We start from the raw sequence: 23,960 nt of genomic DNA, 5'->3' as shown, positions 1-23,960 counted from the left end.
GTTGGCCAGGCCGCATGGGCCGGCCATCGGCACCTGGGTGAAGATCCCGGCCATGGAGAGCATGGAGCTGATCGCGCTGGCGGGCTTCGACTTCGCGGTCATCGATCTGGAGCACTCGGCGATGAGTATCGAGTCGGCCTACCGACAGATCGGCGTCGCCCTGTTCGCGGGTGTGTCGCCCATCGTGCGCATCCCGTCCCTCGACTCCGGGGTGGTGCAGCGCGTGCTCGATGCGGGCGCCGAGGGCATCATGCTGCCGCACGTCGACACCGTGGCCGAGGCGCAGGCCGCTGCGGCGGCCGTGCGGTTCCCCCCGCGGGGCACCCGAGGGGTGGGCGGCACGAGCCGCGCGGGCGCGTGGGGGGCTCTGCCACGCGAGGAGTACCTCCGTTTCGGTCAGGAGGAGGTGGTCTTGATCGCACAGATCGAGAGCGCGACCGCGGCCCGCGAGGCGGGTGCCATCGCCTCGGTCGACGGGGTGGATGCGCTGCTGATCGGCGCGGCCGATCTGTCGACGAGCGAGGGCCGCAGCGAAGACGATCCCGCGGTCGTGGGCCTGATCGCCGACGCGATCCGCGACACCCTCGCCGTGGGCGTGCCGATCGGCAACGCCGGTGGCGCGACCGCGGCCTCCGTCCAGGCGGCGGTGGACGCGGGCTACCGGTTCACCCTGATGAGCAACGATGCGAGCTTGCTCGGCGCTGCGGCGGCGGCTGCCGTGCGGGAGGGTCGCACGGTGTCGTATGACTGAATCGCCGACCGCGATCACAATCGATTCAGCACCACTCGAGAGGAACAGCAATGACAGACCATGACCACACCCGGATGCTGCACGGCAAGGTCGTGCTCGTCGTGGGCGCGAGCGCGGGCATCGGGGCCGACGCGGCCCGGGTCTTCGCCGGGCACGGGGCATCCGTCATGCTCGTGGCGCGCACCGAGGGACCGCTCAGGGAGACGGCCGACGGGCTCACCGCGGCGGGCTTCGACGCCGCGTGGGCGGTCGGTGACATCAGCTCGGGACGGGATGTCGCGCGGGTCGTCGACGCGGCGGTCGACCGGTTCGGTCGCCTCGATGGAGCGTTCAACAACGCCGGGCTCACACAGGGCGGCCGCCTCGACGAGGTGTCGGAGGAGGCCTTCGACCGAATTCTCGCGGTGAACGTCAAGGGTGTCTGGCTGTGCCTGCGCGAGGAATTGCGGGTGATGCGCCAGGCGGGCACGGGCTCGATCGTGAACGTGAGCAGCATCGGCGGACTACGAGGCAGCTCGGGCATGGGCGCCTACCAGGCCACGAAGCACGCCGTGATCGGCCTGACGCGCACGGCGGCCCACGACAACGGGCCCCTCGGTGTGCGGGTGAACGCGCTCGCCCCGGGGCCCACCGAGACGCCGATGCTCGAACAGACCCGCATCGCGATCCCCGGGGGAGTCGAGGCGCGGATCGCCGCCACCCCTCTGCGCAAGGCCGGCACCGGCGCCGAGGTGGGCGAGGCCGCGGCGTGGCTGATGAGCGATCTCGCCAGCCATGTCAGCGGCGTGGTTCTGCCGGTGGACGGAGGATTCAGTGCTTAGGGACACGGACTCCGACCGCCGGAGGAGCGGGGAGCTGCACGAGACGGGCACGCTGAGGCTCCCGTCCCGCATCCACTTCGGCTACGGGGTGCGTCGGCAGCTTCGCACGATCCTGGCCGAGCACGGCCGCAGGGTGTTCGCGGTGGTCGACCCCTTCCTCGCGGGCTCACCCGAGTTCGTGCGGCTGCACGACGAGCTGATCGCCGACGGGTTCACCGTCGAGGTGCACACCGAGGTGCTGCCGGAGCTGCCCGTGGACTCGCTCACCGCATCCGGGACGGTGGCGGCGAGCTTCTCGCCCGACGTCGTGCTCGCGTACGGCGGCGGGAGTGCGCTCGATGCGGCAAAGCTCATCGCCCTTCTCGTGGCGCACGGCGGTCCGCTCGGTGCGTACTACGGCGAGAACAAGGTTCCTGGCCCGGTGCTGCCGATCGTGGCGGTACCCACCACGGCGGGCACCGGGTCGGAGGTCACTCCTGTCGCAGTCGTCTCCGACCCGGCTCAGGAGATGAAGATCGGGATCTCGAGCCCCTACCTCATCCCCGTCGCAGCGGTCGTCGACCCGGAGCTGACCCTCGGCGCGCCGGCGTCGGTCACGGCCTTCGCCGGCATCGATGCCCTCGTGCACGCCCTGGAGTCGTACACCGCCGCCGTGCTCCCGGTCGACTGGTCGGAGACCCTGCCGGTCTTCACCGGTCACAACCTGTTCGCCGGCCATCTCGCGCTCGAGGCCGTGAGGCAGATCGCGCCGAACCTGGCGCGAGCAGTCGCCGACGGAGGCGATCGCGAAGCACGCGCCCAGGTGGCCTACGGGAGCCTGTTGGCCGGTATGTCGTTCGGGCCGAGCGGCACCCATCTCTCGCACGCCCTGCAGTACCCGATCGGTGCGATCACGAAGACGCCGCACGGGCTCGGCACCGGCCTGATGATCCCCTACGTGCTGCAGGCGTGCGTGCCTGTCATCCCGCTCAGGCTTGCGGCGATCGACGCCGCCCTCGGCGGGTCGGAGAGCGACCCCTCGATCGCGGCGCACGACGCCGTCGACCGGGTGGCGGAGCTGTGCCACACCATCGGCATCCCCCGGGGGCTCGCCGACATCGGAGTCGCACAGGATGACCTTCCGCGCATCGCCGAACTCGCCCTGCGCTCGAAGCGCCTCGTCGACATGTCACCGATCGGGTCGCATCCGCAGACCCTCCTCACGATCCTCGAGGCCGCCCACGCGGGCGATCGCACCCTCATCGCCGACCCGGCCGACCGCGGCCGCCGAACCCCGGGAGCCAGATCATGACCACCACGACGAACACCCCCGCCTCATCCGGTCCGTCGTCCGGATCGCTCATCGCCGAGCTGTTCATCGATGGGCGATGGCGAGCCGGCTCGGAGGGCGCGACCTTCCCTGTCATCGATCCCTCCGACGGCAGCACCATCGCCTCCTTCGCCATCGCCAGCAGGGAGGACTGCCTCGAGGCGGTCGAAGCCGCGGCGGGCGCCCAGGCGTCATGGGCAGCCACCGCGCCGAGGCAGCGGAGCGAGCTGCTGCGCGCGGCCTACGAGGTCTTGACCGACGAGGTGGAGCTGTTCGCCGAGATCATGATCCGTGAGAACGGAAAGTCGTACGCCGACGCCATCGGCGAGGCGAACTACGCGAAAGAGTTCTTCCGATGGTTCGCCGAGGAGGCCGTGCGCATTCCGGGGGAATACCGGCTCTCGCCCGGGGGCGACAAGCGCATCGTGGTCGACCGCAAGCCGATCGGTGTGTCGCTGCTGATCACGCCCTGGAACTTCCCGGCCGCGATGGCCACCCGCAAGCTCGCGCCGGCGCTCGCCGCGGGGTGCACGGTCATCCTGAAGCCGGCTCGTGAGACACCGCTGACCGCCGCGTACGTCGTCGACGTGCTTCGCCGGGTCGGCTTCCCCGAGGGTGTCGTCAACCTCGTCACACCGGAGCGCACCGGGCCCATCGTGGCCGAGATGCTCGCCCACCCGGCGGTTCGCAAGCTGTCGTTCACGGGCTCCACGGAGGTGGGCCGCGAGCTGCTTCATGCCTGCGCCGACACCGTGGTGAGCGCCTCGATGGAGCTCGGTGGCAACGCGCCGGTGATCGTGCTGCCGGGGGCCGATCTCGACCTCACGGTGCGCGAGTCCCTGCTCGCCAAGATGCGCAACGGCGGGTCAGCCTGCACCGCGGCGAATCGCTTCTATGTTCACTCCTCTCTGCACGACGAGTTCGTCGAACGGATGGCGAAGGAGCTGCGCAGCCTCCGTGTCGGCCCGGGGCTCGATCATGCCAATCAGCTGGGGTCGCTCGTCTCGGTGCGCGAACGCGACAAGGTGGCCGCTCTCGTCGACTCCGCCGTGCAGGACGGCGCCACGATCGTGCAGGGCGGCCACAGCTCGGAGTCCGGCGCGTTCTACGACGCGACCCTGGTGGCGGGCGTGCGCCACGGGTCGGACATCACCGAGAACGAGATCTTCGGGCCGGTCACCGCCGTGGTGCGCTTCGATGACGTCGACGAGGCCGTATGGATGGCCAACGACACGATCTTCGGGCTCATGGCGTACGTGTTCGGCGAGGAGCGCGAGGCGATCGCGGTCGCCGGGCGGCTGGAGGCGGGGATGGTGGCGATCAACCGTGGCGTGGTGAGCGACCCGGCGGCGCCGTTCGGCGGTGTGAAGCAGAGCGGACTCGGCCGGGAGGGGTCGAGCGAGGGCATTCTGGAGTTCCTCGAGGAGAAGTACATCGCGCTGACGGCCTGAGGCCCCTTCTCCCGCGGAGCGGTCGGGAGCAGGCTGTGGAGTGGGACGCTTCGTGCCCGCTTCGAGAGGAAACCCCATGGCCAAGAAAGACATCCAGAAGGTCGGTTTCGACCCCATCGAGTTCGTGCACGATCTCGGCATCCAGAGCAAGCACGCCTACCTGGCGGGCTTCGCCTCGATCGTGATCTCGCTGGTCGCGTGGCTCGTGTCGCGCGGCAAGAAGAGCGACGACAAGGCGCAGTCCGACCGTTGGGGCATCTTCATCGGCCACTGGGCGCCGACGTTCTTCGCCATCGGGATCGCCCTGAAGCAGGAAGAGTGACGGAGTCCGCGGGCGAGCGCTCCGCCGAGGAGAAGCGGCGCGATCAGCTCACCGCCGCGCCGAAGTCGACCGACGACGACGCGCGACCCCGCATCGACGTGTCGGAGACGGCGGAGGGAGCCGTGCGGATCGACATCCGCGACGATTCACCGGTGCGCCCGGGCGGTGACCCCGACCTCGTGTGAACGCCGTGGTCGGTCGGGCGTGGTCTCCTCCGCACCCGACCGTCCCGGCGTGCTGGGCGGAGGAGACCGGACTGAGGCTGGGATTCAGCTGAGAGCCGAACCGCTCGGGACCAAAACGGGAAGAACGGACGTTCTAGTCAATGACCGCCGCATCCAGTGGCGCGAAACCCCGAGGAGCTTCACCGTGACACAGGAGTACCGCAAGACCCCCGAGGCGATTTCCCGCCTCACCCGCCAGCAGTTCCGTGTGACGCAGGACGACCAGACCGAGCCCGCGTTCCGCAACGAGTACTGGGACAATCACCAGCCCGGCATCTACGTCGATGTCGTGTCGGGAGAGCCGCTGTTCGCATCCGTCGACAAGTACGACAGCGGATCGGGCTGGCCGAGCTTCACCGCCCCGATCGATCGCAGCAATGTGGTCGAGAAGACCGACCGCAGCTGGGGGATGGCACGCACCGAGGTTCGTTCGACCCACGGTGACAGCCATCTCGGGCACGTCTTCCCCGACGGGCCGCGCGAGGCGGGCGGGTTGCGCTACTGCATCAACTCCGCCGCGCTGCGCTTCGTGGCGCTCGAGGATCTCGAGGCCGAGGGCTACGGCGACTTCACCGCACTTTTCGACACCAAGGAGAACGCACGATGACGACCACCACCACCGAGAAGGCGATCCTCGCCGGCGGCTGTTTCTGGGGCATGGAGGACTTGATCCGCCGGCGCCCTGGCGTGCTCGACACCCGCGTCGGCTACACGGGCGGCGATGTGCCGAACGCCACGTACCGCAACCACGGGAGCCATGCCGAGGCGATCGAGATCACCTACGATCCCACGCGAACGAGCTACCGCGAGCTGCTGGAGTTCTTCTTCCAGATCCACGACCCGTCGACCAAGAACCGCCAGGGCAATGACGTGGGCACCAGCTACCGCTCCGGCATCTTCTACGAGAACGCCGACCAGCGGGCCGTGGCCGAGGACACCATCGCGGATGTCGACGCCTCGGGTCTCTGGCCGGGCAAGGTCGTGACCGAGGTGAGCCCGGCGGGTGCGTTCTGGGAGGCCGAGCCCGAGCACCAGGACTACCTCGAGCGCTACCCCAACGGGTACACCTGCCACTACGTGCGGCCGGGCTGGACCCTGCCGCGGCGCTCGCAGGAGGCGACATCGGCGTCCGCCGCGAGCTAGTCCGCTAGCGGCCATCGAGGGGGAGAGTCAAGCCCCCTCGGCGGAGAATCCCGGCCGATATCATCGTGATGAAGCGGAGAGCGACCCTATCCCGGTCTCGCTCTCCGCTTCTTCATGCGACCGTACGCCCGTTCTTGGCGTGTCGCATCGACAGGGCTCATGATGGACATTCGAACATACTTTCGAATGTCTGGAGGCGTGCATGAGCACCATCGATCTGACCGAGACCGCTGTGCTGTGGTTCTCCGAGGCCGTACCGATCCGCATGATGTGGCACGGGCGGCGATGGCGGGTGAGCGATCGCCCCACGGAGCCCGAGGGGCTCTACTGGGGCACGCATGCACCCGACTTCGCGGCGTGGCGGTTCCAGGCCACCGACGAGGCCGGGGTCAGCCATGTGTTCGATCTGGTGCGGCAGCACGGCACACCGCACTGGACCGTGGCGCACGTCTACGAGTGAACGGCGCTCAGGCGGGCGGCATCAGCTCGGGTGTTGTACGGATGCAGCTGATGAAGCGGTAGCGGATGCCGCTTCGCGACTCCAGCCAGCCAGCCGGCGGTGTGGGTGTGCGGTGCCAGCCGTCGGCGCCGAGTCCGGGTGCCCGCGTGTCGCCCTCGATCGTGAGGTCGACCTCCGTGATCTCCACTCGGGTTGCGAACGGCAACGCCTGACGGTAGATCTCTCCGCCACCCATCACCCACGTGGTGCTGTGGCCGCCCGTGCCCGCCTCCCGCAGCGCCTCCTCAAGGGAGTGTGCGACGACGGCGCCCTCCGCGTGCCAGCCGGTCTGGCGCGTGACCACGACGTTGCGCCGTCCCGGCAGCGGGCGGAAGCGGGGCGGGAGCGAGTCCCAGGTGCGGCGGCCCATCACCACGGTGGAGCCATCCGTCACCGCGCGGAAGTGGGCGAGGTCTTCGGGCACGTGCCAGGGGATCGACCCGTCGTGGCCGATGACGCCGTTCCGGGCCTCGGCCCAGATGAGGGCGACGGCGATGCTGCCCGAATCGCTCATACCGCGACGGCTCCGCGGATGGCGGGGTGGTGCTCGTAACCCACGATCTCGAGGTCGCCGTACTCGTAGTCGAAGATGCTGGCCCGCTCGCGTGTGAGGTGCAGCGTCGGAGCGGGGAACGGCTCGCGCTCCAGCTGCGTGCGCACCTGATCGACGTGGTTGTCGTAGATGTGGCAGTCGCCCCCCGTCCACACGAAGTCGCCCACGCCGAGGCCCGTCTGCGCCGCGATGAGGTGCGTGAGCAGGGCGTAGCTCGCGATGTTGAAGGGCACGCCGAGAAAGAGGTCGGCGCTGCGCTGGTAGAGCTGGCAGGAGAGCTTGCCGTCGGCCACGTAGAACTGGAAGAGCGCGTGGCACGGTGCGAGCGCCATCTGCGGGATCTCGGCCACGTTCCAGGCCGAGACGATCATGCGGCGCGAGTCGGGGTCGGTGCGGATGGTGTCGATCACCTGCGAGATCTGGTCGATCTGACCGCCCTCGGGGTTCGGCCACGAGCGCCACTGCACCCCGTACACCGGGCCGAGTTCGCCGTTCTCGTCGGCCCACTCGTCCCAGATCGTGACCCCGTTCTCCTGCAGCCAGCGCACGTTGCCCTCGCCCCGCAGGAACCAGAGCAGCTCATAGGCGATCGACTTGAAGTGCACGCGCTTCGTGGTGATGAGCGGGAATCCCTCGGCGAGATCGAACCGCAGCTGGCGGCCGAAGACGCTCCGGGTACCGGTGCCCGTGCGGTCGGATTTCAGCGTGCCGTGCTCGAGAGTGTCACGCAGCAGGTCTTCGTAGGGCGAGGCGGTTTTCGGGCTCACGGTGGTCACAGCATCGAGCGTAGAGCGAATCCGGCCCGGATGTGCGACGGTGGGTGCCGAGTCGAAGTACCCTAGGGCGACGCCGGGCGATGACCGGCGAGAGACACCCGAAGAAAGGCAGTGCGCGGTGAAGCGGATCAACATCATCTATGGCGGAAAGCAGTACTCCGTGTCGGGCCGGGATGTCGATGAGATGAAGGAGCAGATCCGTGCCGCAGTGGCGGCGGCCGAGCCCAGCTGGCTCGAGGTGAACGTCGGCGAGGGCAAGTACAAGCGCGCTGACATCCTGCTGAGCCCGGGTGTCGACCTCGCCGTGATCGGCATCGACGCGGACGACTGAGCCAGCCGTGATCCCCTCGCCGGAGTCGTCGTCGCCGGAGCCATCGCTGGCATCCGAGACCTCGTCGTCCCGCCTTCCCGCCACTTTGTCGCTCACCGCACCGCCCCTCAAGGGAGGTGCGCTGCACGAGCAGGACTGGCAGTCGCTCACCTTCCTGCACTGGCGGGTCGACCCCGCCTTGGTGGCACCGCACCTGCCGCCGGGGTCGCGCCCCGACGTGTTCGACGGATCGGCGTGGGTGGGCCTCATCCCGTTCCGGCTCGCCAACGCGACCGCCCCGGGCTTCCGCTCGCTCGGACCCATCCCCTATGCGGGAACCTTCCCCGAGATCAACGTGCGTCTCTATTCCGTCGACGACGCGGGCCGCCACGGTGTGGTGTTCTCCTCACTCGAGTCCTCGCGGCTCGCCGCGGTGAGCGCCGCCCACGCGCTGTTCGGCCTTCCGTACCGCTGGGCGCGGATGTCGATCTCGACGGCGGCCGACGGTGTCATCAGCTATCGATCTGAGCGTCTCGGCGAGAACGGCTTCGGAGGCGCACCCGGCCCGCACTGCCGGGTGGATGCCCGCCCGGGCACGGCGGATCGCTCCACCGATGACCTCGCGGTGTTCCTCACCGCACGCTGGGGCCTTCACGTCGCCCGTGGAGGGCGCACCCGCTACATCCCGAACGAGCACGAGCCCTGGCAGATCGTGGATGCCGAGCTGCGCTTCCTCGACGACGAACTCCTCGCCGCCGCTGGATTCCCAGGTCTCGCCGACCGTGCCCCCGACTCCGTGCTCTTCTCGCCCGGGGTGCACACGGGCTTCGGCCGCGCGCTCCCGCTCTGACCGCGTCGCTCGTGGCTCGCGAGGCCCCGGGTCCGGGCCTCCCGTGCGTGGCCGGCCGGCCGAGACCGGGCGACCGCCTCGTTCGTCTCCCGGGATAATGGAGCAGTGATGTCAGACGTGCCCGCCCTCGGTCTCCTCCTCGATGTCGACGGGCCGGTGGCCAGCCCGGTCACTCGCAGCATCGCCATCCCGTCGATCGCCACCGACATCGTGGCGCTCGCCAACGCGGGCGTTCCCGTGGTGTTCAACACGGGCCGTTCCGACCAGTTCCTGAAAGACGAGGTGGTGGGCCCGCTCGTCGAGGGCGGACTCCTGCCCCACGCCCGCGTGTTCGGCGTGTGCGAAAAAGGCGGGTCGTGGTTCCGCATCACTCCCACCGGCGCCGGCGACCTGTCCATCGATGAATCCCTCTTCCCCTACCCCGACTTGGTGACGGCGGTCGACGACCTCGTCACCGAACGCTTCGCCGACACGGTGTTCTTCGACCGCACGAAGCGCACCATGATCGCGGTCGAACAGCGACTGGATGTCGCCTCCGACGACTATCTCGCGCAGCAGTCGGTGATCGACCGCGCGGTCATCGATCTGTGCACAGAATCGGGTCTCGGCACGATGTGGAGGAATGAGCGGCACCCGGCGCCCGACGGGAGCATCAGCATCCGTCTCGATCCCTCGATCATCTCCACCGACATCGAGTCGGTGCGGGTCGGCAAAGACTTCGGTGCCGAGCGCGCCCTCACCCTCGTGGCGGCCTCCGGCCCCGTGCCCGCCGTGTGGCGCACGATGGGCGACTCCCGCGTCGACTACGCCATGGCCGACTGGCTGCACGCAGCCGACTACGAGATCGCCCACGTCGACGTGCGTCCGGCCGACGGCGTGCCCGAGAAGCCCTACCCCGTTCTCACGGCGGCGGCGGCACTCACGAACGATGCCGCGGGCGCCGTCTTCCTCCGCCGCTGGGCGTCCCGGATCGTCGAGGGCACCGCCCCCGACGACCACCCCGCCTGACCTGAGCGGCCCCGCCCCCATCCCCGCACAGATCGACGGAGGTCCGAGGTCGTAACGGGCCGGTGCTCCGTCGTTTTCGCGATCCGCCCCGAAACTCCGTCGTCTCTGCCAGAGCACACAGGTGAACCCGCGGGGCTCAGCTGCGCCGGATGCTCGCCCGTCGCCCCGCGGTCGCCGCCAGCAGGTCGTCCGGTGCGATCTCGATGTCGAACCCGCGCCGCCCGCCCGACACGAAGATCGTGTCGAACCCGAATGCCGTCTCGTCGACAACCGTCGGCAGCCGTGTCTTCTGCCCCACAGGACTGATGCCGCCCACCACGTAGCCGCTCTTGCGCTCGGCCACGGCCTTGTCGGCCATCGCCGCCTTCTTCGCACCGAGCTCACCGGCCAGCGCCTTCACGTCGAGCTGGTCGCGCACCGCGACGATGCCGATGCCGAGCCCCTGATCGGTGTCGATCATGAGCGTCTTGAACACCCGCGACGGGTCGACCCCGAGTTCGCGCGCCGCCTCGGCGCCGAAATCCGAGGAGGCGGCATCGTGCACGTAGACATGCGGCGTGTAGGAGATACCGGCCCGCTCCAGCGCCACGGTCGCCGCCGTCGACGGTCCGGATGCGCCGCTCCCGGATGCCCGCCCTGCCTTCTTCGCCATCAGTCGCCGAGCTCCGACGGAACCTGGTCGGCGACATCCAGCGGCAGCACCTCGCGGAGAAAGGCAGCCACGTCGTCGAGCTCGGACGGAGAGATCGAGTGCGCGATCCCTGCGTACTCGCGGGCGGTCACCGAGAAATGCGAAGGCGCCCACGTCTGCGTGTGCGCCACACCGGATGCCGCGATGATCGGGTCGTCGACGTCGCGCCCCCAGAACAGCGGCGGGCGTCGCGCGGCCAGAACCTCGTCTCCGGGCACCGAGCCTCCGGCCGCGACCCCCGAGAGATCGACCGCGGCGGCGAATCGGTAGGGTGCCTCGCGCAGAAGCTGGATCGACATCATGCCGCCCTGCGAGAACCCGAGCGCCGCGAGGGCTGCCGGTGCGCCGAACTCCGCCTCGACCCGGTCGACCCAGTGGAGCACCGCGTGAGCGGCAGCGCTCACATCAGCGGGGGCCGGCCCGTCGGGCACGTCGAGCGGGAACCAGGTCCATCCGCCGAGGCCGTAAGAAGCCCCCGAGATCGGCGCCCTCAGTGAGGCGTACACCACGCCGGAGGGCAGCAGCGGGAAGAGTGAGGGCAGATCGTTCTCGTGCGATCCGCGCCCGTGCATCACGATCACGAGCGGCTCGTCGGAGAGCCGCTCGGAGATCTCGGAGCGGGGCACCGACCACACCACGGCGTCGTCGTCGATCTGCAGAGAAGGCACGGATGATTCGCTCACCCGCCGAATCTAACACCGGCGGCGGGCACCCCTGCCGCGCCCGCCCGCGCAGCGGTATCCTGCGAGGCATGTCGCATCCGCCGCTCTTCGAGGCCGACGACCCGATGGTCGAACGGCTGCGCGCCCTCTGTGCGCCGTTCCCCGAGAGCATCGAGGTCGAGGCGTGGGGCCGGCCTACGTTCCGGGCCGGCAAGAAGATCTTCGCGGTGGCCGGAGCGATGATGGACCGCGCGCACACGCTCGTGTTCAAGCCCGATCCCGAGGAGCATCCCGCGCTGCTCGAGCTCTCGGACGTGTTCGTTCCGCCGTATTTCGGGCCTTCCGGATGGCTCGCCCTCGAGCTCGACGACCGCACCGACTGGGCTTTCGTGGCCGAACTGCTCGACACCTCCTACCGGCAGGTCGCCCTCAAGCGCCAGCTGAAACTGCTCGATGCGCGGGGTGCCGACTGAGGCGACTCGCCGGTCAGGTCTGGCAGTGCGGGCACCAATAGGTGTCCCGGAGCGCCAGGTCGTTCGCCCCGAGCGCACCCTTCACGATCGGCGTACCGCACCGTCGGCACGGCTTGCCCTCCCGCCCGTACACCCAGGTCTGCCGACCGGGGCGCAGATCTCCGGTGGTGGTGCGCTCGACCCGGTCCCGGTTGGCGGTGATCAGCCGGTGAGCGAGGTCGACCACTTTCGGCAGCGCCGCGACATCCGCCACCGCACGCTGTGGCAGCACACCCCGCAGAAAGCACAGCTCATTGGCGTAGACATTGCCGAGCCCCGCGAGATTGCGCTGGTCGAGCAGTGCCACATCGATCTCGCGCGAGCCCTGGGCGGCCAGACGGCGCACGGCCTCAGCGGCGTCCCAATCGGCACCGAGCAGATCGGGCCCGAGGTGGCCCACCAGTTCGTCTTCCTCCTCCCGCGGCACGATCTCGAGTGTGCCGAGATCGAAGCCCACGGTCACCCACTCCTCGTTCTCGAGCACGATGCGCGCCTGGTAGGCGGGCCGCCGCCAGCGGGTGCCGTGGCGATAGATGTGCCACGAGCCCTCCATCTTCAGGTGCGAGTGGATGCTGTACCCGCCCACCCGCGTGAGCAGATGCTTGCCGCGCGAGACGACGCCCTCCACCACCTCGCCTGTGAGATCGACGGAGGCGTACTTCGGCACACGCACGTCGCACACGGTCAATGCCCGCCCACGCAGAGCGGCATCCAGGTGCACCGCCGATCGGTAGACGGTATCGCCCTCAGGCACGGAGCCTCAGCCCTCGCGGTGTGCCGGTGAAGCCCGCCACCTCGAGGGCGGTGCCGAGGGGGGTGCCGAGCACGAATTCGCCGTTGACCTTCTCCACCGCCAGCTTGTCGACCCGGCCCGCGGTCACCGCCGCCGCGATCGACCGAGCAGCGGATGAGAGCAGGCCCTCGTCATCGCTGAACGCCAATGCCGTCTTGCCCCCTCGCTCGAGATAGAGCACCAGCTCGCCGTCGACCACCGCGACGAGCGCGCCCGCCTTGCGGCCGGGTCGATGGCCCTCGGTGGCGGGCCAGGGCAGCGCGGCGCCGTAGGGGTTGGCGGGATCGGTGGCCGCGAGGGTGAGCGCCTCAGGCGGCCGGTCGCGGCCGCTGTCGCGGCCGACGGCATCCGGTGCGAAGCCGCGCAGCCGGTCGATCGTGCCGCCCGTGGCGAATTGAGCTGCGCCGAGCGACTCCACGAAATAGCCACGGCGGCAGCGGGCCGCCTCCTCGAACTGGCTGAGCACGCGGTAGACCAGGGCGAAGCCACCGGGCACCCGCTCGCTCACCACTGAGCCCCGGGTGACCACGCCGTACCGGTCGAGCAGCAGTTCGGCGGTGGCGGCGGCCCTGATCGTGGGGTCGCTCGTGGGTTCGGGCAGCAGCGACCACCGGCCGCCGGCGGTCGGGGGGCCCACTCGCGTCTGCATCGACGCGCGCGCGAGGCTGCGCCCGCGGTACATGCGCGAGCGGGGCGCGGGGCGTTTCGTGCTGTGGGCTGAGGAGCCCGAGCCGGTGAGCGTGCGGAGCGGTGCGACCGTGTCGTTGGTGACGAGACCGGCCCACACGAGGTCCCACAGCGCATCGACCACGGCCGAGTCGGCGGGCGCCTCGCCATCGAGCGCCGCCACGAGCTGGTCGGCGAGGGCGCGGAAGAAGTAGGCGCCACCTCCCGCGAGCGCGGCGAGGAGCGCGCGGTGCACCTCGGTGTCGTCGAACTCCTCGGCGGGCACGCCGGACACCGGGAGGGTGTCGAGCGTGTGGAAGGCCACCCACCCGTCGCTGCCGGGCAGGCTCCCTCGCCCCGACCAGACGACCTCGCCCGAGGCGGTGAGCTCGTCGAGCATGGCTGGGCTGTAGTCGCGCACCCGGGCGGGGAACACGAGCGTCTCCCACGCGGAGGCCGGAACCGGCACTCCGGCGAGCTGCTCCACCACCGTGAGCACGCCATCCGTTCCGCGCAGCGTGCCGCCCACGTGCTGCCAGGCCGGCAGGAACCGGGCGAGAGTGGTGATGGGCACGGGCTCCACCTCGTGGCGCAGTGCGGCCAGCGAGCGGCTTCTCAGCCGGCGCAGTACCTCGGCATCGCACCATTCCGTGCCGCCCGACTGGCCGAGGAGGGCGGTGTCGACCGCGAGACCGCTGGGCCGGAACTCCCCTTCGATCACCCGCCGGTCGACCGCGAGCCGGCGCAGCGCCTCGGTGACCACGGCCACACCCAGACCGAAACGGGATGCTGCTTCCTGAGCGAGGAAGGGCCCGTGGGTGCGCGCGTAGCGGCTCACGAGATCGTGCACCGGATGCTCGACCGGCGCGATGAAGGCATCGGGCACCCCGAACGGGATCGGCACACCGAGGGCGTCGCGCAACCTCCCGGCGTCTTCGATCGGTGCCCACCACTCGGCGCCTGCGAACGTCACGCGCAGCGCCCGCTTCGAGAGCACGAGCTCGTCGAGGGCGCCCCGCACATCGAACTCGCGCGAGCGTTCGCCCACCTCCTCGGTGGTGAGCGGCCCGAGCATCCGGAGCAGGTCGGCGACGCCTTCGATGTCGCGTGCCTTGCGCTCGTCGGTGAGGCGCTGCAGTTCGCGCTGGGTGTCGACGATGACGCCGGGGTCGAGCAGCTCGCGCAGCTCCGCCCGCCCCAGCAGTTCGGAGAGCAGACTCGGGTCGAGCGAGAGCGCAGCGGCCCGGCGCTCGGCCAGCGGGCTGTCACCCTCGTACACGAACGACGCGACGTACCCGAACAGCAGCGACCGGGCGAACGGCGACGCCTCGGCCGACTCCGTCTCCACCACGCGGATGCGGCGTGCCTCCAGATCGCGGGCGATGCCGAGCAGCGCCGGTAGGTCGTAGACGTCTTGCAGGCACTCCCGAACCGTCTCCAGAACGATCGGGAAGCTCGGGTACTTGCGGGCCACCTCGAGCAACTGGGCCGACCGCTGTCGCTGCTGCCAGAGCGGAGACCGCCGGCCGGGATTCTGCCGCGGGAGCAGGAGCGCGCGGGCGGCGTTCTCACGGAAGCGTGAGGCGAACAGTGCCGACCCGCCCACCTCCTCGGTGACGATCTGCTCGAGCTCGGCCGCGTCGAAGAGGAAGAGTTCGGCAGAGGGCGGCTCGCCATCGGTGTCGGGCAGCCGCACCACGATGCCGTCGTCGCTGGCCACGGCGTTCGCATCCATCCCGAACCGCTCCCGGATGCGCGCATTGATCGCAAGCGCCCACGGCGAGTGCACGGGCATGCCGAACGGGGAATGCAGGATGACGCGCCAGTCGCCCAGTTCATCGCGAAAGCGTTCCACCACGAGGGTCTTGTCGCTCGGCACGTGCCCGGTGGCGTCGCGCTGCTCGGTCACGAAGGCCACGAGGTTGCTCGCGGCCCAGGCATCGAGACCCGCGTGCTCGGCCAGCACCTCGGCCTCCTCCGGGCTCGCGGAGGCGACCGTGCGCGTGAACTCCCCGATGGCCAGGCCGAGCTCGGCGGGCCGCCCGAGCCCCTCACCCCGCCAGAACGGCAACCGCCCGGGCTGGCCGAACGCGGGCGTCACGAGCACCTGGTCGTGGGTGATCTCGTTGATGCGCCAGCTCGTCGCACCCAGCGCGAACACGTCGCCCACGCGCGATTCGTACACCATCTCCTCGTCGAGTTCGCCCACGCGCCGGCCTGGTGCCGAACGCGGGGAGCCGGATGAGGGGTCGGCATCCTTCGGCTCGCCGCCCACCATGAACACGCCGAACAGACCGCGATCGGGGATGGTTCCGCCACTCGTCACGGCGAGGCGCTGAGCCCCCGGCCGTCCGGTGAGCGTGCCTGCATCTCTGTCCCACACCAGGCGGGGGCGCAGCCCGGCGAACTCGTCGGAAGGGTACAGGCCGGCCAGCAGGTCGAGTGTGGCATCGTATGCCGAACGGGGCATGTTCGTGAACGACGCGCTCCGCCGCATCACGTCGAACCACTCCTCGACGTCGATCGGCTCGAGGGCGCACGCCGCGACGGTCTGCTGGGCCAGGATGTCGAGCGGATTCGCGGGGATGGAGATGCTCTCGATGAGCCCCTCCGACATGCGCGTGGCCACCACGGCGGAATGGATGAGGTCGGCCCGGTGCTTCGGATAGAGCAGCCCCTTCGACACCTCGCCCACCTGATGGCCGGCTCGGCCCACCCGCTGCAGTCCGCTCGCCACCGACGGCGGAGCCTCGACCTGGATCACCAGGTCGACAGCGCCCATGTCGATGCCCAGCTCGAGGCTCGAGGTGGCCACCACGCACCGCAGCCGGCCCGACTTCAGGTCGTCTTCGATGATGGCCCGCTGCTCTTTGCTCACCGAGCCGTGGTGGGCCCGTGCGAGAACGGGTTCGGCGCCCTCGGTCTGGCCGGCCTGCCCCATCGACTGGGCGGGCGGGCGGGCCGGGGTGCGGTTCGCAGCAACCTCGGTTCCGGCCTCGGCGTGGGGTTCAGAGGGGCCTCCGGATGCCTCGCCCATCCGTTCGGCGAAGATCTCGTTGAGTCGAGCCGTGAGCCGCTCCGCGAGCCGTCGTGAATTCGCGAACACGATCGACGACCGGTGCTCGAGGATGCGGTCGACGATGTCCTCTTCGACGTGGGGCCAGATCGAGCCCTGCTCGGGCGCATCCGCTCCCGCCGCGGAGCCCTCGAGCGAACGCTCGGGCGCGGGGATCTGCGTCATGTCCTCCACCGGAACGACGACGCGCAGGTCGAACTTCTTGGTCGAGGGCGGAGCCACGATGGTGACGGGCCGCCCGCCGGCCAGGAAGCGCGCCACCTCTTCGCGAGGACGCACGGTGGCCGAGAGGCCGATGCGCTGTGCGGGCTGGGCGAGGAGCATGTCGAGCCGGTCGAGACTCACGGCGAGATGTGCGCCGCGCTTCGTGGCCGCCACCGCGTGCACCTCGTCGATGATCACCGTGGTGACCTCGGAGAGCGATTCGCGTGCGGCCGAGGTGAGCATCAGGAAGAGCGACTCGGGCGTGGTGATGAGGATGTCGGGTGGTGTCTTCGCCAGCGCCCGCCGCTCGTTCGCAGGGGTGTCGCCCGAGCGCACGCCCACGGTTATCACCGGGGGAGTGGCGCCCATCCGCTTGGCCGTCTGGGTGATGCCGACGAGCGGCGCACGCAGGTTGCGTTCGACGTCGACCGCCAGCGCCTTGAGCGGTGACACGTAGAGCACGGAGGTCTTGCGCTCGCCGCCCGGCGCTCGGGAAGCCGCGCCGGCCGTGACCGCGCCATCCGTCGCGCCGCTCGAAGCCAGGCGGTCGAGCGCCCAGAGGAAGGCCGCCAAGGTCTTGCCCGACCCCGTCGGGGCCACGACGAGTGCGTGCGCCCCGCTCGACACCGCGTTCCAGGCACCCTCCTGCGCGGCGGTCGGCGCGCGGAACGCCCCCAGGAACCATTCTCGGGTCGCGGGGGAGAAGCCGTCGAGCGCTTCGACCATCCCCCAATCCTCACCCATGCCGCTGACAACGGCATCGGCCCCGGTGCGCAACAATGAACTATGAGCGTGCGCACCCCTGACCCCAACTCCGGCTGGTTGAGTGACAGCGAACTCGCGGAGATCAGGCAGCGCCTGCCCCTGCTCTACGTCGAGGCCGTGCCGGTGCGGGTCGACGGGCTCGGCCAGGTGGTCGAGGTCGGCGTGCTCCTCCGCGTCGGATCGAGCGGCACCATCGCCCGCACGCTCGTCTCAGGCCGTGTGATGTACGGCGAGACCCTCCGCGACGCACTCTTCCGCCACCTCGAGAAAGACCTCGGGCCGATGGCATTCCCCCAGCTGCCCGCGAGTCCGGTGCCCTTCCAGGTGGCCGAGTACTTCCCGCTCCCCGGGGTGTCGGCGTTCTACGACGAGCGGCAGCACGCCGTGTCGCTGGCCTACGTCGTTCCCGTCACAGGCACCTGCGAGCCGAGGCAGGACGCGCTCGAGCTCACCTGGATGACGCCGGAGGAGGCAGCCTCCGCCGCCGTGTCCGAGGAGATGGAGGGCGGCCGCGGCTCGCTGCTCCGCTCCGCCCTCGCCTCCGTGGGCAAGCTGATCTAGCCGCGCCGGGCATCCGAGCACCGATACCGTCATGGCCGACGAGTACAACGAACTCGAGTTCATCGATGCCGCCGCCTGGGAGGCGTGGCTCGAGGTCAACGCCGAGACCATCGGCGGTGTACGCCTGCGCATCGCGAAGAAGGGCAGCGCCCACACCACGGTGAGCCACCAGGAGGCGCTCGACGTCGCCCTCTGCCACGGCTGGATCGACGCCCGCCGAAACGCGCTCGACGCCGACTACTTCCTGCAGACCTTCACCCTCCGCCGCGCCAGGAGCCTGTGGTCGCAGGTGAACCGCGACAAGGTGGCCATGCTCATCGAGGCCGGCCGGATGCGCGCGGGCGGTCAGCGCGAGATCGACCGGGCGATGGCCGACGGCCGGTGGGATGCGGCCTACGCCTCGTCGAAGTCAATCGAGGTCTCGCCCGAACTGGCTGAGGCGCTGAGGGCGAATCCCGAGGCGGACGCCTTCTTCGCCACGCTCTCGGCGCAGAACCGCTACGCGATCCTCTTCCGCCTCCACAACGCCAAGCGCCCGGAGACCCGCACCCGCAGCATCGCGAAGTTCGTGGCCATGCTCGCCGCCCACGAGACCATCTACCCCCAGCCCCCCGCCAAGCCCTGACGGCAGATCCGTCACTATTTGTCCAAAAAGCCGAGTTTTCGAACAGAAACTGACGAACCTGCCGCCACCATCCACCGGGATCCGTCAGTTTTGGTTCGAGAATCCCGGGTTTCGCGCGAAAAGTGACGGATGCGGGTGCCGCCCGCGCCCTCGCAGAGAGAACGGCCCGCCTCCGAGGAGACGGGCCGTTCAAGTGAGACTGCGAGCGAGGCTCTAGCGGGAGCGGCGTCCACCGCCGGAGCCCGCCGAGAAGCTGGCCGCCGACTGGCGCGGGCGGCCCGAGGCGTTGCCGCCCTGGCCGCCATTGCCGCCCTGGCCACCGCGGCGTCCGCCGCCGTCGCCCGAACCCGAGCCCGATGCCGAGCCCGAGCCGCCGGTGCTGCCCGACGAGGTGCTGTAGAACGAACGGCTTCCGCCCGAGGCGTTGCCGCCCTGACCGCCACGACGTGAACCGCCGCCGTTGCCGCCCTGGCCCGAACGGGCGCCGCCACCGGCACCGCCCTGGCCCTCGGCGCCACCGCGTCGCGCGCGCTTGCGCTGTGCGTTCGCGCCCTGCGACTGTCCGCCGCCGCGACCCGTTCCGTCATTGCCCGTTCGGCGCTGACCCGAGGCGGGGAGCTGGCTGGTGGTGCGCGGTGCCGGCTTGACGTACGCCGCCACATCGCCCACCAGCGCGTTGACCGACGCCGACTCGGCCGAGACGACCTCGGGTGTCACGGTGATGGCCGCCTTGCGGAGCAGGTCCTTCACGTCTTTGCGCTGTGCCGGGAGCATGATCGTCACCACGTCCCCGGCCGAGCCGGCACGAGCGGTGCGGCCCGAGCGGTGCAGGTACGCCTTGTGCTCCGCCGGCGGGTCGACGTGGATGACGAGCTCGATGTCGTCGACGTGCACACCGCGCGCCGCGACATCCGTCGCCACGAGCACCCGCACAGAACCGGCCGAGAAGGCCGCGAGGTTGCGGTCGCGGGCCACCTGCGAGAGGTTGCCGTGCAGGTCGACGGAGGGGATGCCCGCATCCGTCAGCTGCTTCGCGAGCTTCTTGGCGTGGTGCTTGGTGCGCATGAAGAGGATGCGGCGGCCGGTGCCCGAGGCGAGCTTCTCGACCAGAACGCGCTTCGACTCCACCGATTCGGTCTCGAACACGTGGTGGGTCATGGCGGCGACGGGGGAGTTCGCCTCGTCGACCGAGTGCAGCACCTCGTTGTGGAGGAACTTGCGCACCAGCTTGTCCACGCCGTTGTCGAGCGTGGCCGAGAACAGCAGGCGCTGACCGGTCGAGGGCGTCTTGTCGAGGATGCGCGTGACGACGGGCAGGAAGCCCAGGTCGGCCATGTGGTCGGCCTCGTCGAGCACGGTGATCTCCACGGCGTCGAGCGACACGAAGCCCTGCTTCATGAGGTCTTCGAGGCGACCGGGGCAGGCCACGACGATGTCGACGCCGGCCTTCAGCGCGGTGACCTGACGGCCCTGCGAAACGCCGCCGAAGATCGTGGTGGTGGTCATGCCGTAGGCCTTGGCGAGCGGCGCGATGACGGCGTCGATCTGGGTGGCGAGCTCCCGCGTGGGAGCGAGGATGAGGCCCACCGGGCGGCCCGGGCGGCGCTTGCCGCCGGAGAGGGCGCCGGCGAGGCGGGCGACCATGGGAATCGAGAAGGCGAGGGTCTTGCCGGAGCCGGTCTTACCGCGGCCGAGCACGTCGCGCCCGTTGAGAGTGTCGGGGAGGGTGTCGACCTGGATGGGGAAGGGCTCCGTGATCCCGGCCGCCGTGAGGGCGGTGACGAGGGGAGCGGGCACGCCGAGCGCGCCGAAGGATGAGGGGGTGTTGGACAAAGTGCGTGCCTTTCGGGGCATGAGACCGAGTGGCACGTCTGAACGATTCCCACTCGGAATGATGGCGAACGCACCGACGGTGCATCCGTTCGCCGCAAGAAGTATCTGCAAGTGATCCAGCCTGGCAAGTGGTGCCCGGTGCTGTGATCAGAGTGAAGAGGGAGCGTTCTTTCGACGCACGGGGCTCGCGATTGAGCCCTCGAGTACCACCAGCCTAGTGCACGGAACCGGGATAACTCTCGCCGACCGGTATTTCCACGGTCACCCGGTTGCCGGGCTGCGCCAGCGGGCAAGCCCAGGCGGGGTCGTACGCGCACGACGGGTTGTAGGCGAAGTTGAAGTCGAGCACGAGCGTCTGCGGGGTCTCGATGCCGAGCATCGGGCTGGAGTTCAGGCTCGCGCCCTTGATCGTGTCCACGAGGTAGCGGCCGCCGCCGTACGTGCCCCCTGGGGTGCCGGCGAGCGCATCCTTCACCGGCACGAAGAGGCCGCCGCCGTAGGAGGCGAGCCGCCAGACGTCGAGCGTGCCGACACCCTCGATGCGGGCGAGGCCGAGCAGTTCGAACGGCACGACGCCATCGGTGCCGGTGGCGAACTCGAAGCCGCGAGGCCGCGGGTCGTCGTCGCCCACCTCCTCGATCGACACTTCGAAGCTCCACGCGGGGTCGTAGGGAGCGATCGGCAATCCCGCGAATCCCGCAAGGTCCTCGGCGAGAAGGGGGGATGCCGGATGCAGCCGGAACAGGTCGTCGCGCGACTCGCGCCAGAACTCGTGCGCCTCCGCCGCATCCACGGTGCGCAGCCGCCGCACCTCCTCGTAGATGCTGAATACGCGCATCCGCCAGTCGGCGGTCTGCAGGGCGGTGTCGGCGCGGGCGTTCATGTGGTCTCCTCGAGTTCATCGGTGCCGGGGTCATAGGCCCAGCCGGGGGCCAGCTGCTGGAGCTTGTGCCCGCGCCACTGCCAGAACGCCCACAGGCTGTACCAGGCCAGGGGCGTGAGCAGACCCGCCTTCACGATCAGCTGGTCGCGGTACAGCGTCTTGCCGGTGCCGGCGGGATCGGGGGCGATCGCCATCCGGTGATCCCACAGCGTCACCGCGCTCACCGCGCCCGTGACCCCCTGGCCCGAGTCGTGCACGATGCGCACCGACCCGTGGCGAGCGGTCTCGAAGTTCAGCCGGATGATCTGCTTCCCCATCGGGATCACTCCGCCGCCGCGCATGGAGACCGGATGCTGCCCCGGCTCCCACACGGTCGGGAACCCGTCTGCGGCGAGCGATTCGATCTGCACGAGCGGACTCGACACCTCACGGAACACCGCCGGGCTGCGGATGGCGCGCCACGCCGCGTCGGGATCACAGTCGAGGACGAGTTTCAGAAGCACGCGCACGTCCCCAGTGTGCTCGTAATATCGACGGATGCCCACCACATCGAGCGAGTTCCTCGACTCGCAGTCCCGCTACCAGGTGCGTCTGCACGTCGGCGTCCCGGCAGCCGAGGTTCCGGAGCTGGCCGGCACCGCGCACCTCGTGCTCGTGGCCGACGCGCTCGATGACGGAGACATGGCCGCGATTCCGCCGCTCGAGGATGCGACCGTGCGGGTGGTGGGGTTCCGCACGCGCGAGAGGGCCGCGGCCGACGTGCTCGAGGTGCAGGCGCGACGAGGCGACCGCGCCATCGTCAGCATCGTCACGCTGGCCGGCCCGTCGCGGGCGTTCAATGTGGAGGACTTCCTCGTGGCCGGTGCCGTCGTCGACGCGCTCGCCGCCAGGGGCATCGACTTCTCCTCGCCCGAGGCCGCGGCAGCGTGTGCCGCCTTCACGAGCCTGCACCGTGCGGTGGGCCATCTCGTCACGGCGTCCGCCACGGGTGCCGAGTGGGCGGCTCGGGGCCGCACTGCCGAGATGGTGGAGGCCTGCCGCATCGACGCCGGCGCCGACGCCGATGTCGCCGCGAAGGCGTAGCGTTGGGGTGACATTGGAGGTCACATCATGAAGGCAGTCCTGGATGGCACCGTCATCGCCGAAGCTCCGAAGGAAGACCTGATCGCCATCGAAGGCAACTGGTACTTCCCACCGGCGAGCGTGAAGGCCGAGTTCCTCGAGAAGAGCCCCACTCCGTACACCTGCCCCTGGAAGGGCGAGTGCCAGTACTTCACCGTGAAGAACGGTGATGTGTCCCTCCAAGACCGCGCGTGGAGCTACCCGCATCCCTACCCCACGGCGTTCGACCGCGTGGGCAAAGACTTCACCGACTACGTGGCCTTCTGGAAAGAGGTCCAGGTCACCGACTGAGCCGGTGTGCTCAGCGTGCTCGGGCATCCACCCGGCACGATTGAGTAGAAAGTACTGGGGTATGGTCCCGCGTTCGCTCTCTTAGCGTGGTCACGTCTGCCGATCGTCGGCGGTCGACCTGAGGAGTTCTCCGTGTCCACATCCCCCAATCGACTCGGCCGTGGCAGCACGGCGGCTGCGCTCGCCCTCGCGTTGATGGCCCCCGCCGCCGGCCTCATCGTGTCCTCGCCGGTCGCCGCCATCCCACTGACTGCTCACGAGGGCGCGGCGGCGCCATCACTCGTCACGGTTTCGTCGGCCTGGCACGAGGCGGCGACCGCGACGCCAGGGGGGCTGCCCACGACGGTCGCGGTCGACCCCGCCGGCTCGCTGTGGTACGCCGACTACACGCACGATCAGCTCGTTCGCATCGACATCTCGGGAGGCGAACGGGTCTTCGGCCTCTCCGGCCCGAAAGCCCATGTCACCAGCATCGTCGCCGGCCCGGATGGCACCGTCTGGTTCAGCGATCAGGCACACCGCACAATCGGCCGCATCTTCCCAGGCAGTGGGTTGGAGAAGAGATATCGTCTCGACGACGCGCGAGTCAACGCCACGTCGCTCGCGGCCGGGATCGACCGTGTCTGGTTCGCGGCGGGCCCAGCCGGCCTCGGCTACATCTTTCCGAGTGGGGAGGTCGACTACGCCCGCCTCGGCGGAGCGACGACGATCGACTCGATCGATGTCGCTCCCGACGGGCGCGTCTGGTTCGCGGTCTCCGGCGGCACCTCGATCGGGGTCTACGATCCCGCCACGACCACTACTCGCATGATCGATGTGGGCGTGGGCGCGCTCAGCGACATCGCGGTGGCGCCCGATGGCAGCGTCTGGGTCGGCGGTGACAACGCCTTGATGCACGTGGCCACCGACGATTCCGTGGCGGTGGTGACCCTCGCGGCGCGGTCGTTCGAGCACATCGCCCCGCGATCGATCACGTTCGACTCCCTCGGCCAGCTCTACTTCACCGACCTCAATCGCGGTATCGGTGTCCTGGATGCCCACGGCACCGTCACCTACGAGACCGCTCCCAGCGGTGCCGTCCCCTGGGACCTCGCGATGGTCGGCGACTCCCTCTGGTTCAACGACATGGGCCGCTCCACCCTGGGCTGGCTCTGACCCGGGCCGTTCCGTCCTGGGCTGGCTCTGACCCGGGCCGTTCCGTCCTGGGCTGGCTCTGACCCGGGCCGTTCCGTCCTGGGCTGGCTCTGACCCGGGCCGTT

27 protein-coding genes are annotated in these 23,960 nt (G+C 69.8%); 18 read left to right on the top strand and 9 right to left on the bottom strand.

Translation table 11 applies throughout. The features are described 5' to 3' along the window. Nucleotide 1: 1 nt before the first annotated feature. From EPO52_RS06460 to EPO52_RS06420, 9 genes are all read left to right on the top strand, one after another. Complete coding sequence (locus tag EPO52_RS06460) at nucleotides 2-751, top strand: aldolase/citrate lyase family protein (protein WP_290803696.1); 750 nt, start codon at nucleotides 2-4, stop codon at nucleotides 749-751. A 50-nt stretch (nucleotides 752-801) separates the two neighbouring features. Beyond that, complete coding sequence (locus tag EPO52_RS06455) at nucleotides 802-1,572, top strand: SDR family NAD(P)-dependent oxidoreductase (protein ID WP_290803693.1); 771 nt, start codon at nucleotides 802-804, stop codon at nucleotides 1,570-1,572. Next, the gene (locus EPO52_RS06450; protein WP_290803689.1) at nucleotides 1,565-2,863 is read left to right on the top strand and encodes an iron-containing alcohol dehydrogenase; all 1,299 of its coding nucleotides are present in this window, start codon (nucleotides 1,565-1,567) and stop codon (nucleotides 2,861-2,863) included. Before EPO52_RS06455 ends, EPO52_RS06450 begins: the two co-directional genes overlap by 8 nt. Further along, on the top strand, nucleotides 2,860-4,332 hold the full coding sequence (locus EPO52_RS06445; protein ID WP_290803687.1) for an NAD-dependent succinate-semialdehyde dehydrogenase: 1,473 nt from the start codon (nucleotides 2,860-2,862) through the stop codon (nucleotides 4,330-4,332). The genes EPO52_RS06450 and EPO52_RS06445 overlap by 4 nt, the downstream gene beginning before the upstream one ends. Nucleotides 4,333-4,408: 76 nt before the next feature. Further along, a complete protein-coding gene (locus tag EPO52_RS06440) occupies nucleotides 4,409-4,654 on the top strand; it encodes a hypothetical protein (protein ID WP_290803684.1) in 246 nt (81 codons plus the stop codon). Then, complete coding sequence (locus EPO52_RS06435; protein ID WP_290803681.1) at nucleotides 4,651-4,839, top strand: hypothetical protein; 189 nt, start codon at nucleotides 4,651-4,653, stop codon at nucleotides 4,837-4,839. Before EPO52_RS06440 ends, EPO52_RS06435 begins: the two co-directional genes overlap by 4 nt. A gap of 184 nt (nucleotides 4,840-5,023) precedes the next feature. Beyond that, nucleotides 5,024-5,485 (top strand): peptide-methionine (R)-S-oxide reductase MsrB, encoded by a 462-nt coding sequence (gene msrB, locus EPO52_RS06430; RefSeq protein ID WP_290803679.1) that lies wholly within the window; start codon nucleotides 5,024-5,026, stop codon nucleotides 5,483-5,485. Then, nucleotides 5,482-6,021: a peptide-methionine (S)-S-oxide reductase MsrA gene (msrA, locus tag EPO52_RS06425; protein ID WP_290803676.1), complete on the top strand. Its 540-nt coding sequence runs from the start codon at nucleotides 5,482-5,484 to the stop codon at nucleotides 6,019-6,021. The genes msrB and msrA overlap by 4 nt, the downstream gene beginning before the upstream one ends. Nucleotides 6,022-6,223: 202 nt before the next feature. After that, nucleotides 6,224-6,481 carry a hypothetical protein gene (locus EPO52_RS06420; protein ID WP_290803674.1) on the top strand — a complete coding sequence of 86 codons (258 nt, stop codon included), beginning with the start codon at nucleotides 6,224-6,226 and terminating at the stop codon, nucleotides 6,479-6,481. Nucleotides 6,482-6,488: 7 nt separating this feature from the next. On the opposite strand, the gene EPO52_RS06415 is transcribed toward EPO52_RS06420, so the two are convergent. Together EPO52_RS06415 and EPO52_RS06410 are read right to left on the bottom strand one after the other, a co-directional pair. Beyond that, nucleotides 6,489-7,034 (bottom strand): dihydrofolate reductase, encoded by a 546-nt coding sequence (locus EPO52_RS06415; protein ID WP_290803671.1) that lies wholly within the window; start codon nucleotides 7,032-7,034, stop codon nucleotides 6,489-6,491. Further along, a complete protein-coding gene (locus tag EPO52_RS06410; RefSeq protein ID WP_290806140.1) occupies nucleotides 7,031-7,840 on the bottom strand; it encodes a thymidylate synthase in 810 nt (269 codons plus the stop codon). The genes EPO52_RS06415 and EPO52_RS06410 overlap by 4 nt, the downstream gene beginning before the upstream one ends. 127 nt (nucleotides 7,841-7,967) lie before the next feature. Between EPO52_RS06410 and EPO52_RS06405 the strand changes: the two genes are divergently transcribed. The 3 genes from EPO52_RS06405 (at nucleotide 7,968) to EPO52_RS06395 (ending at nucleotide 10,017) form a co-directional block, all read left to right on the top strand. After that, nucleotides 7,968-8,180 (top strand): hypothetical protein, encoded by a 213-nt coding sequence (locus EPO52_RS06405; protein ID WP_290803668.1) that lies wholly within the window; start codon nucleotides 7,968-7,970, stop codon nucleotides 8,178-8,180. A gap of 7 nt (nucleotides 8,181-8,187) precedes the next feature. Then, nucleotides 8,188-9,009 (top strand): DUF2071 domain-containing protein, encoded by an 822-nt coding sequence (locus EPO52_RS06400; RefSeq protein WP_290803664.1) that lies wholly within the window; start codon nucleotides 8,188-8,190, stop codon nucleotides 9,007-9,009. Nucleotides 9,010-9,117: 108 nt separating this feature from the next. After that, nucleotides 9,118-10,017 (top strand): hypothetical protein, encoded by a 900-nt coding sequence (locus EPO52_RS06395; protein WP_290803658.1) that lies wholly within the window; start codon nucleotides 9,118-9,120, stop codon nucleotides 10,015-10,017. A gap of 136 nt (nucleotides 10,018-10,153) precedes the next feature. On the opposite strand, the gene ybaK is transcribed toward EPO52_RS06395, so the two are convergent. Then, complete coding sequence (ybaK, locus tag EPO52_RS06390) at nucleotides 10,154-10,669, bottom strand: Cys-tRNA(Pro) deacylase (protein WP_290803654.1); 516 nt, start codon at nucleotides 10,667-10,669, stop codon at nucleotides 10,154-10,156. Beyond that, nucleotides 10,669-11,391, bottom strand: coding sequence for an esterase (locus EPO52_RS06385; RefSeq protein WP_290803650.1), 723 nt, complete (start codon nucleotides 11,389-11,391; stop codon nucleotides 10,669-10,671). The genes ybaK and EPO52_RS06385 overlap by 1 nt, the downstream gene beginning before the upstream one ends. A gap of 68 nt (nucleotides 11,392-11,459) precedes the next feature. On the opposite strand from EPO52_RS06385, the gene EPO52_RS06380 reads away from it, so the two are divergent. Then, nucleotides 11,460-11,843 (top strand): MmcQ/YjbR family DNA-binding protein, encoded by a 384-nt coding sequence (locus EPO52_RS06380; protein ID WP_290803648.1) that lies wholly within the window; start codon nucleotides 11,460-11,462, stop codon nucleotides 11,841-11,843. A 13-nt stretch (nucleotides 11,844-11,856) separates the two neighbouring features. Here the strand turns inward: EPO52_RS06380 and EPO52_RS06375 are convergent, their stop codons facing one another. Both EPO52_RS06375 and EPO52_RS06370 read right to left on the bottom strand, forming a co-directional pair. Continuing rightward, complete coding sequence (locus EPO52_RS06375) at nucleotides 11,857-12,636, bottom strand: DNA-formamidopyrimidine glycosylase family protein (RefSeq protein WP_290803645.1); 780 nt, start codon at nucleotides 12,634-12,636, stop codon at nucleotides 11,857-11,859. Continuing rightward, entirely contained in the window at nucleotides 12,629-17,347 is a 4,719-nt protein-coding gene (locus EPO52_RS06370; RefSeq protein WP_290803642.1) for an ATP-dependent helicase, read from the bottom strand. Before EPO52_RS06370 ends, EPO52_RS06375 begins: the two co-directional genes overlap by 8 nt. A gap of 60 nt (nucleotides 17,348-17,407) precedes the next feature. Between EPO52_RS06370 and EPO52_RS06365 the strand changes: the two genes are divergently transcribed. Together EPO52_RS06365 and EPO52_RS06360 are read left to right on the top strand one after the other, a co-directional pair. Then, complete coding sequence (locus EPO52_RS06365) at nucleotides 17,408-17,947, top strand: NUDIX hydrolase family protein (RefSeq protein WP_290803639.1); 540 nt, start codon at nucleotides 17,408-17,410, stop codon at nucleotides 17,945-17,947. A 31-nt stretch (nucleotides 17,948-17,978) separates the two neighbouring features. Continuing rightward, nucleotides 17,979-18,572, top strand: coding sequence for a YdeI/OmpD-associated family protein (locus EPO52_RS06360; protein ID WP_290803635.1), 594 nt, complete (start codon nucleotides 17,979-17,981; stop codon nucleotides 18,570-18,572). 213 nt (nucleotides 18,573-18,785) lie between these two features. Here EPO52_RS06360 and EPO52_RS06355 read toward each other — a convergent pair whose 3' ends face one another. The 3 genes from EPO52_RS06355 to EPO52_RS06345 form a co-directional block, all read right to left on the bottom strand. Next, a complete protein-coding gene (locus tag EPO52_RS06355; protein WP_363339492.1) occupies nucleotides 18,786-20,405 on the bottom strand; it encodes a DEAD/DEAH box helicase in 1,620 nt (539 codons plus the stop codon). A 214-nt stretch (nucleotides 20,406-20,619) separates the two neighbouring features. Next, on the bottom strand, nucleotides 20,620-21,288 hold the full coding sequence (locus tag EPO52_RS06350; RefSeq protein WP_290803628.1) for a DUF1684 domain-containing protein: 669 nt from the start codon (nucleotides 21,286-21,288) through the stop codon (nucleotides 20,620-20,622). Then, a complete protein-coding gene (locus tag EPO52_RS06345; RefSeq protein WP_290803624.1) occupies nucleotides 21,285-21,797 on the bottom strand; it encodes a hypothetical protein in 513 nt (170 codons plus the stop codon). Before EPO52_RS06345 ends, EPO52_RS06350 begins: the two co-directional genes overlap by 4 nt. Before the next feature lie 28 nt (nucleotides 21,798-21,825). Here EPO52_RS06345 and EPO52_RS06340 point away from each other — a divergent pair, with 28 nt between their 5' ends. The 3 genes from EPO52_RS06340 (at nucleotide 21,826) to EPO52_RS06330 (ending at nucleotide 23,856) form a co-directional block, all read left to right on the top strand. Continuing rightward, the gene (locus EPO52_RS06340) at nucleotides 21,826-22,371 is read left to right on the top strand and encodes a hypothetical protein (RefSeq protein ID WP_290803622.1); all 546 of its coding nucleotides are present in this window, start codon (nucleotides 21,826-21,828) and stop codon (nucleotides 22,369-22,371) included. Nucleotides 22,372-22,398: 27 nt separating this feature from the next. Beyond that, nucleotides 22,399-22,701, top strand: a complete 303-nt coding sequence (locus EPO52_RS06335; protein ID WP_290803619.1) for a DUF427 domain-containing protein — start codon at nucleotides 22,399-22,401, stop codon at nucleotides 22,699-22,701. A 132-nt stretch (nucleotides 22,702-22,833) separates the two neighbouring features. Then, nucleotides 22,834-23,856: a hypothetical protein gene (locus EPO52_RS06330; protein ID WP_290803615.1), complete on the top strand. Its 1,023-nt coding sequence runs from the start codon at nucleotides 22,834-22,836 to the stop codon at nucleotides 23,854-23,856. Nucleotides 23,857-23,960: the final 104 nt, after the last annotated feature.

The sequence above is a fragment of the Herbiconiux sp. genome, assembly GCF_004297105.1.
GTDB lineage: Bacteria > Actinomycetota > Actinomycetes > Actinomycetales > Microbacteriaceae > Herbiconiux.
Note: the sequence above shows the minus strand (reverse complement) of the source record. Positions and strands in the feature narration are given on the sequence as shown.